Here is a 6,727-nt window from a genome sequence, read left to right as displayed (position 1 = left end):
CCTGCGGCAAAGAAGGGATTCGCGCCTGAAGGCGCTCCTACAGGGAAGATCACTCGCAGTTGCGGCGGATCGAGAGCACCCGGGCGATGTCCTGCCAGTCGAACGCGGCCACGCCGGCGTCGTCGTGGGCGGCGAACAGGGCGCCGTAGGGGAAGCGCCGGGTGGCCGAGGCGTGCAGCCAGATGCCGTCGGTCATCGCGGTCTTCTCGCCGGTGAAGCTGCCCAGGTAGCCCAGCTCGCGCCGGTCGAAGATGTGGAAGACGGTCAGGTCGCGGGCCTGGTCGGTGGTGATCCAGTAGCCGCTGCCATCGGAACAGGCCCACAGCGCCACGCCCTCGGCCTGGGCGCGGAAACGCTCGCGCGGCAGGTTGGTGCCGGCGTACTTGCCGGCCAGGTCGTACACGCGCAGGGTCGTGCCCACGCGCAGGTCTTCTTCGGCGATCAGCAGGCGGTCGTGGATCGGGTCGCCGGCGATCGATTCGACCATGCGCAGCGCGCCGGCCTCGGTGGTGTCGCCGAACTGGCCCATGTGCCAGGCCTGCACCGTGCCGTCGGGCGGCAGCAGCAGGCGGTAGCGCTTCACGCGTTCGGCCAGCTCGGCCATCGGCGGCAGGGTTTCGGTGCGGTAATCGGCCATGAAGCTGTCGGTCACCAGCATTTCCAGCTCGCCGGGCGCGGTTTCGTGCAGCCACAGGCCGTAGGGGCTGCGCAGCTGCTGCGCGCCGATCATCGCCACCGGTTCGAAGTCAGGCAGGCGCAGCACCTGCACCCGGTGGTTGTCGCGTTCGACCACGAACACCAGGTCGCCGTACACCGCGATGCCATTGGGCCGGTTGAACTGCCCCGGGCCCGCGCCGCGTTCGCCGAAGGTCAGCCGGTACTCGCCGTCGTCGCCGTCGAAGACCACCAGCTGGTGGCTTTCCTTGCCGGTGGCGATCAGCCAGGTATGGCCTTCAGGCGTGTTCCAGCTGGCCACCGAGTCGATCTCGTGCTCGGGCATGTCCGGGCTGAGGAAGGCTTCGGGCACCTGTACCGAATCGGCCCCGAACACGTCGGGCATCGGCTTGGACGAAGGATCCGGCTGCGGCGGCGGGGCCGGCACGCTGGCACAACCGGCCAGCAGCAAGGCGAAGGCGAGGGGGGCGAGGAGGGTGCGCATGGTCGCGAGTATAGACGGCGGCATTTGTGGGAGGGACTTCAGTCCCGAAGCTCTTCCGGCAAGAGCTTCGGGACTGAAGTCCCTCCCACAAGCGCGGTCCGTATCGCTTCATCGGCATGAAGCGATTGACAAGCCGGGAATGCCCGGGCAAAGTCGGTCCCGCAATCCCATCGAGACCGGCTGAGGGGTAGGCCCAATGACGCCGGGGCAACCCATGCGCGAGCGATCACGCATGAAGGTGCCAATTCCTGCGGGGGCGTCCGGGTGGTCCGGTGCTCGCCGAAAGATGGGTCGTGTTTCCCCCGTGCGATGGGGGTGCCCGACTTCTTTCACCGCCGGACTCCCTGGGTTTGCCCCAAGGAGCCCGCCATGTCCCTCAGTTCCCCCCAAGCCGACCTTCCCGCCGAAGCCGTGCGCGTTGCTGCGCCAGCGAGCGCGATCGGGCCAATTGCCGCGCCGACCTCCTCGCTCACTGCGCGGCGTTTCTTGCTGGCACTGGACCTGCCGATGCGCCACGCCGGCCCGCGCCGCGTGCGCGTGCGCGGTGAATGGCGGGGTCCGGCGGATGCCCCCTGGGTGGTGGTGGCTGGCGGAATTTCCGCAGGCGCCCGGGTGGCCAGCGACGCGCGCGGCGAAGGCTGGTGGCCGGCGCAAGTCGGGCTGGGCCGCGCCATCGACACCGACCGCCGCCGCGTGCTGGCGATCGACTGGCTGGGGGCCGACGGCGACCTCGACCAGCCCATCGATCCCGCCGACCAGGCCGACGCGCTGGCCGCGGTGCTCGACCACCTCGAGGTGCCGCGGCTGTCGGCCTTCGTCGGCGCCAGCTACGGCGCGATGGTCGGCCTGCAGTTCGCCGCCCGCCACGGCGATCGTCTCGACCGCCTGGTCGCGATTTCCGGCGCCCATCGTCCGCATCCCTATGCGAGCGCCTGGCGTGCGTTGCAGCGCCAGGTCGTGGCGCTCGGTCGCGGCGAAGGCCAGGTGTCGCGCGGGCTGGCGCTGGCGCGGCAGTGGGCGATGCTGAGCTACCGCACGCCCGAGGAGTTCGCCGAACGTTTCGATACGCCGGCGGTGGTGGACGGCGAACGCGCCCGCGTCGCAGCGGAGGATTACCTGGCCCACTGCGGCCAGGCCTATGCCGCGCGCTGGTGCAGCACCGCCTTCCTGCGCCTGTCCGAATCGATCGACCTGCAGCAGGTCGATCCGTCGCGCATTACGACGCCGACCACCGTGGTTGCGATCGCCGAAGACCGGCTGGTGCCGCTTTCCGACCTGCAGGCCCTGGTCGAATCCCTCGGCGGCCCGGCGCGCCTGCGCGTGCTGCGTTCGCGCTACGGCCACGACGCCTTCCTGAAGGAGGACAGCGCCATCACCCGGGTGCTGCGCGAGAGCCTGGAGGTGGTCGCATGAGCGCCTGTTGCCCCGCCACCGCCGCCGTGCGCGCCGGCATCGATGCCGACACCGCCTTCGGCGCCGTCACCCCGCCGCTGGTGCTGTCGAGCAACTTCAGCTTCGCCGGCTTCGACGCCAAGCGCCGCTACGACTACACCCGCAGCGGAAATCCCACCCGCGACCTGCTCGCGGGCGCGCTGGCCGATCTCGAGGGCGGCGCGGGTTCGGTGGTCACCGCCACCGGCATGGCCGCGGTGGCCCTGGTGGCCGAAGCATTGCTGCAGCCGGGTGATCGCCTGGTCGTGACGCGGGATTGTTACGGCGGCAGCTGGCGCCTGTTCGACGCGCTGGCGCGCAAGGGGCGCTTCGAACTGGACCTGGTGGACCTGGGCGACCCGGCGGCGCTGGCCGCGGCGCTGTCGCGCCCGGCGCGGCTGGTGTGGGTGGAAACCCCGTCCAACCCGCTGCTGCGCATCACCGACCTGCGCGCCGCCGCGTTGGCTGCGCATGCCAGTGGTGCCCTGCTGCTGGCGGACAACACCTTCCTGTCGCCGGCGCTGCAGCGGCCCTTCGATTTCGGCGCCGACCTGGTGCTGCACTCGACGACCAAGTACATCAACGGCCACAGCGACGTCGTCGGCGGCGCCGTGGTCGCGCGCGACCCGGCGCTGCTGGAAACACTGTCCTGGTGGGCAAATGCGCTGGGCCTCACCGGTTCGCCCTTCGACAGCTTCCTGACCCTGCGCGGCCTGCGTACGCTCGACGCCCGCCTGCGCGTGCACCAGGAAAACGCCGGCGCGCTCGCCGAACGTTTCGCCCGGCATCCGGCCGTGCAGGCGACGCACTATCCCGGGCTTGCCGCGCACCCCGGCCATCGGCTGGCCGCGCGCCAGCAGCGCGGCTTCGGCGCCATGCTTTCCTTCGAACTGCACGGCGGCGTGCCGGCGGTGCGCGCTTTTCTCAAACCGCTGCGCCACGTCACACTGGCCGAATCGCTGGGCGGCGTCGAAAGCCTGGTCGCGCACCCGGCCACGATGACCCACGCCGCCATGTCGGCCGACGCCCGCCGCGCCGCCGGCATCGGCGACGGCCTGCTGCGGCTGTCGGTGGGCATCGAGGCGCTGGATGATCTCGAAGCCGACCTGGTGCAGGCGCTCGATGCCGCGGGCCGTATCGGTGAAGCGGCGGCTGCCGCGGGAGGTGTTGCATGAGTACCTTGTGGGAGGGACTTCAGTCCCGAAAACCATCGGGACTGAAGTCCCTCCCACGGAATGCAAAGGCATCGGGACTGAAGTCCCTCCCACAAAAACCGCTGCGGCGGCTGGCGGTGATGGGCGCCGGGACCGTCGGCAGCGTGTTGTTGGAGCGGCTGTCGGATCCGCGCTCGCTGCCCGTGCAGGTGTGCCTGGTGGCGAACTCGCGCTGGCGCTGCTTCGATGCGTCGGGCCTGGATCCGCGGGACGCCTTGGCACAAATCCAGCGTGCGCGGGCAGGGGCGGGTGGCGGCGAAACCGGTGTCGCCGCCGGCGTTCACCGGCACCCTGGGAGCGGTGAGCTGCCGGCGTGTTTCGGCCCCGGCGACATCGTCGTGGACGCCACCGCGAGCGAATCCCTGGCCGCATGGCACCCGCGCTGGCTGCACCGCGGCCTGCACGTGGTCACGGCGAACAAGCTGGGTATCGGCGGGCCGCTGCTTCGCCACCAGCGCATCCGCCGGCAGGTGGAGCAGGGTGGGCACTACGGCGACGCCGCGACGGTCGGCGCCGGCCTGCCGCTGCTGCGTTGCGTGCGCGAGCTGCGCGCCGGCGGCGACCGGGTCCAGGCCCTGGCCGGCGTGCTGTCGGGCACGCTGGCCTGGCTGTTCGACGGCTACGACGGCAGCGCGCCGTTTTCGGAGCGCGTGCGCGAAGCCGTGGCCCGCGGTTATGCCGAACCCGACCCGCGCGTCGACCTCTCTGGCGAAGACGTACGGCGCAAGCTGCTGATCCTGGCGCGGGCGTCGGGCCATGCCCTGGACGGTGCCGACGTGCAGGTTGAATCGCTGCTCACGCCGGCGCTGGAGCGGGCCGCCGACGCCGCGGCCGCCGACGCCGCGCTGGCCTCGATGGACGCGTCACTGTCGCGGCGTGCACGCGAGGCGGCGGCGCACGGGAAGGTGCTGCGTTTCGTCGCGCGATTCGAAGTCGGCACCGCGCGCATCGGCCTCGAGGCCCTGCCGCCGGTGCATCCGCTGGCCCAGGGCGGCGCCTGCGACAACCGCGTGGCGATCTGGAGCTGTCGTTATGCCGAACGTCCGCTGGTCATCCAGGGCCCGGGCGCCGGCGCAGCCGTGACCGCCGCGGCGCTGCTCGACGACATCCGCCGCGCCTGCGCCTGAGGAATTGTAGGAGCGCCTTCAGGCGCGAATCCCTTCTTTGCCGAAGGCAAAGCAAAAAGATTCGCGCCTGAAGGCGCTCCTACAGGGGGCCGCGGATCAGCCCAGCGCGACGCCGCGGATCATGAAGAAGATGGCCGCGGCCATCAGCGCCGAGGCCGGCACGGTGATGATCCAGGCGGCGACGACCTTGAGCATGATCGAACGCTTCACCAGCGCCTGCTTGTGGTAGCGGCGCAGGCTCTTGCGTTCCTGCTTGGAGATCGGCGTCTGGCCGCGCTTCACCTGGCGCTTGAGGTCCTTGATCATCTGGGACTTCTCGGCGCGCGAGGCGACCTCGAATTTGGCGAAGAAGGCCTCGACCTCGTGGCGCTCGGTTTCATGCGCGGCGTGGTGCGCCTCGATCTCGGCGATGATGCGCTGGTAGTTGGCCTTGAGGTATTCGCGCAGGAAGCCGACGCCGAACACCGCGCCGATGGCGACGTGGGTCGTGGAGATCGGCAGGCCGAGCTGGGACGCCACGATCACCGTCAGCGTCGCGGCCATCGCGATGCAATAGGCGCGCATCGGGTCGATTTCGGTGATTTCGTCGCCGACGGTCTTGATCAGGCGCGGCCCGTACAGGGCCAGGCCCAGCGCCAGGCCAAGGGCGCCGAGCATCATTACCCAAAGGGGCACCGCGACCTTGCCATGCACGCCCTCGCTGACCAGCGCGTCGTGGATGGCCGCCAGCGGACCGATGGCGTTGGCGACGTCGTTGGAGCCGTGGGCGAAGCTGAGCAGCGCCGCCGCGGCCATCAGCGGCCAGGTGAACAGGCGGTTGACCGACTCGCGGTCGTTGGCCATGGTCGGCGCGTGCTTCGAGATGCGCGCCTTCACCCAGGCGAAGGTCACCGCGCCGGCGACGGCGCCGATGCCCAGCGCCGGCAGGATTTCGATCTTGACCAGGTTGCCCAGGCCCTTGACGCACAGGTAGGTCACGAAGGACCAGGCCATCAGCGCAAGCAGCACCGGCACCGTTTGCCCCGACGCGGCGACCAGGTCGGACCGGTAGGTGATGCGGCGCTTGATCACGTACAGCAGGCCGGCGGCGATCAGCCCGCCCAGCACCGGTGACACCACCCAGCTGGCGGCGATGCCGCCCATCGTGCCCCAGTTCGCCACGCCCCAACCGGCCGCGGCGATGCCGGCGCCCAGCACGCCGCCGACGATGGAATGGGTGGTCGAGACCGGCGCGCCGATGGCCGTGGCCAGGTTCAGCCACAGCGCGGCCGCCAGCAGGGCGGCCATCATCAGCCAGACGAAGGCGCCGGCGTCGGAAATGTTCGCCGGGTCGATGATCCCGCCCTTGATCGTGCCCACGACTTCGCCGCCGGCGATGATCGCGCCGGCCGCTTCGAACACGGCGGCGATCGCGATCGCGGTCGACAGTTTCATGGCCTTGGCGCCGACCGCCGGGCCGACGTTGTTGGCCACGTCGTTGGCGCCGATGTTCATGGCCATGTACGCGCCGAAGGCGGCCGCCACGACCAAGGTCAGGCTGATGTGCCCGAACTGCCACCAGACGTAGGCGCTCGACAGCACCACGAACAGGACGGCCAGGGCCAGCCGGACGGTGCTGAAGCGGGGCGGGGCAGGGGCGATTTGGGCGTTCATGCGGGCGGCAAGTGCAAAAAAAAGGTTCACACAGGATGCCAGATTCCCGCCGATTTGCCCCGTGTAGGAGCGCCTTCAGGCGCGAATCTCTTGACTTTGCCCTTGGCAAAGCACCGATTAGCGCCTGAAGGCCCACCTACAGG

Annotated in this window: 5 protein-coding genes and 1 riboswitch; of the genes, 3 read left to right on the top strand and 2 right to left on the bottom strand. The window is 70.3% G+C overall.

All coding sequences use genetic code 11. The annotated features are described in order from the left end of the window. Positions 1–49: 49 nt before the first annotated feature. A complete protein-coding gene (locus ACE3TE_RS12910) occupies positions 50–1,159 on the bottom strand; it encodes a phytase (RefSeq protein WP_374605592.1) in 1,110 nt (369 codons plus the stop codon). 164 nt (positions 1,160–1,323) lie between these two features. Then, positions 1,324–1,452: riboswitch (SAM riboswitch) on the top strand. A gap of 76 nt (positions 1,453–1,528) precedes the next feature. On the opposite strand from ACE3TE_RS12910, the gene ACE3TE_RS12905 reads away from it, so the two are divergent. From ACE3TE_RS12905 to ACE3TE_RS12895, 3 genes are all read left to right on the top strand, one after another. Next, positions 1,529–2,572: a homoserine O-succinyltransferase gene (locus ACE3TE_RS12905; RefSeq protein WP_374605590.1), complete on the top strand. Its 1,044-nt coding sequence runs from the start codon at positions 1,529–1,531 to the stop codon at positions 2,570–2,572. Then, complete coding sequence (gene metB, locus ACE3TE_RS12900; RefSeq protein ID WP_374605588.1) at positions 2,569–3,765, top strand: cystathionine gamma-synthase; 1,197 nt, start codon at positions 2,569–2,571, stop codon at positions 3,763–3,765. Before ACE3TE_RS12905 ends, metB begins: the two co-directional genes overlap by 4 nt. A 119-nt stretch (positions 3,766–3,884) precedes the next feature. After that, positions 3,885–4,931 carry a homoserine dehydrogenase gene (locus ACE3TE_RS12895; RefSeq protein WP_374605586.1) on the top strand — a complete coding sequence of 349 codons (1,047 nt, stop codon included), beginning with the start codon at positions 3,885–3,887 and terminating at the stop codon, positions 4,929–4,931. Between the two features lie 96 nt (positions 4,932–5,027). On the opposite strand, the gene ACE3TE_RS12890 is transcribed toward ACE3TE_RS12895, so the two are convergent. Continuing rightward, the gene (locus tag ACE3TE_RS12890) at positions 5,028–6,584 is read right to left on the bottom strand and encodes an inorganic phosphate transporter (RefSeq protein ID WP_374605584.1); all 1,557 of its coding nucleotides are present in this window, start codon (positions 6,582–6,584) and stop codon (positions 5,028–5,030) included. Positions 6,585–6,727 lie beyond the last annotated feature (143 nt).

This window comes from Arenimonas sp., from assembly GCF_041919775.1.
Classification (GTDB): Bacteria; Pseudomonadota; Gammaproteobacteria; order Xanthomonadales; family Xanthomonadaceae; genus Arenimonas.
The sequence above is the reverse complement of the archived record's forward strand: the minus strand, read 5'-3'. Positions and strand labels throughout refer to the sequence as shown.

Excerpts from the sequence above, each read along its gene's own strand:
- ACE3TE_RS12910 (WP_374605592.1), bottom strand. The coding sequence starts at position 1,159 with ATGCGCACCCTCCTCGCCCCCCTCGCCTTCGCCTTGCTGCTGGCCGGT.
- ACE3TE_RS12905 (WP_374605590.1), top strand. The coding sequence starts at position 1,529 with ATGTCCCTCAGTTCCCCCCAAGCCGACCTTCCCGCCGAAGCCGTGCGC.
- metB (WP_374605588.1), top strand. The coding sequence starts at position 2,569 with ATGAGCGCCTGTTGCCCCGCCACCGCCGCCGTGCGCGCCGGCATCGAT.
- ACE3TE_RS12895 (WP_374605586.1), top strand. The coding sequence starts at position 3,885 with ATGGGCGCCGGGACCGTCGGCAGCGTGTTGTTGGAGCGGCTGTCGGAT.
- ACE3TE_RS12890 (WP_374605584.1), bottom strand. The coding sequence starts at position 6,584 with ATGAACGCCCAAATCGCCCCTGCCCCGCCCCGCTTCAGCACCGTCCGG.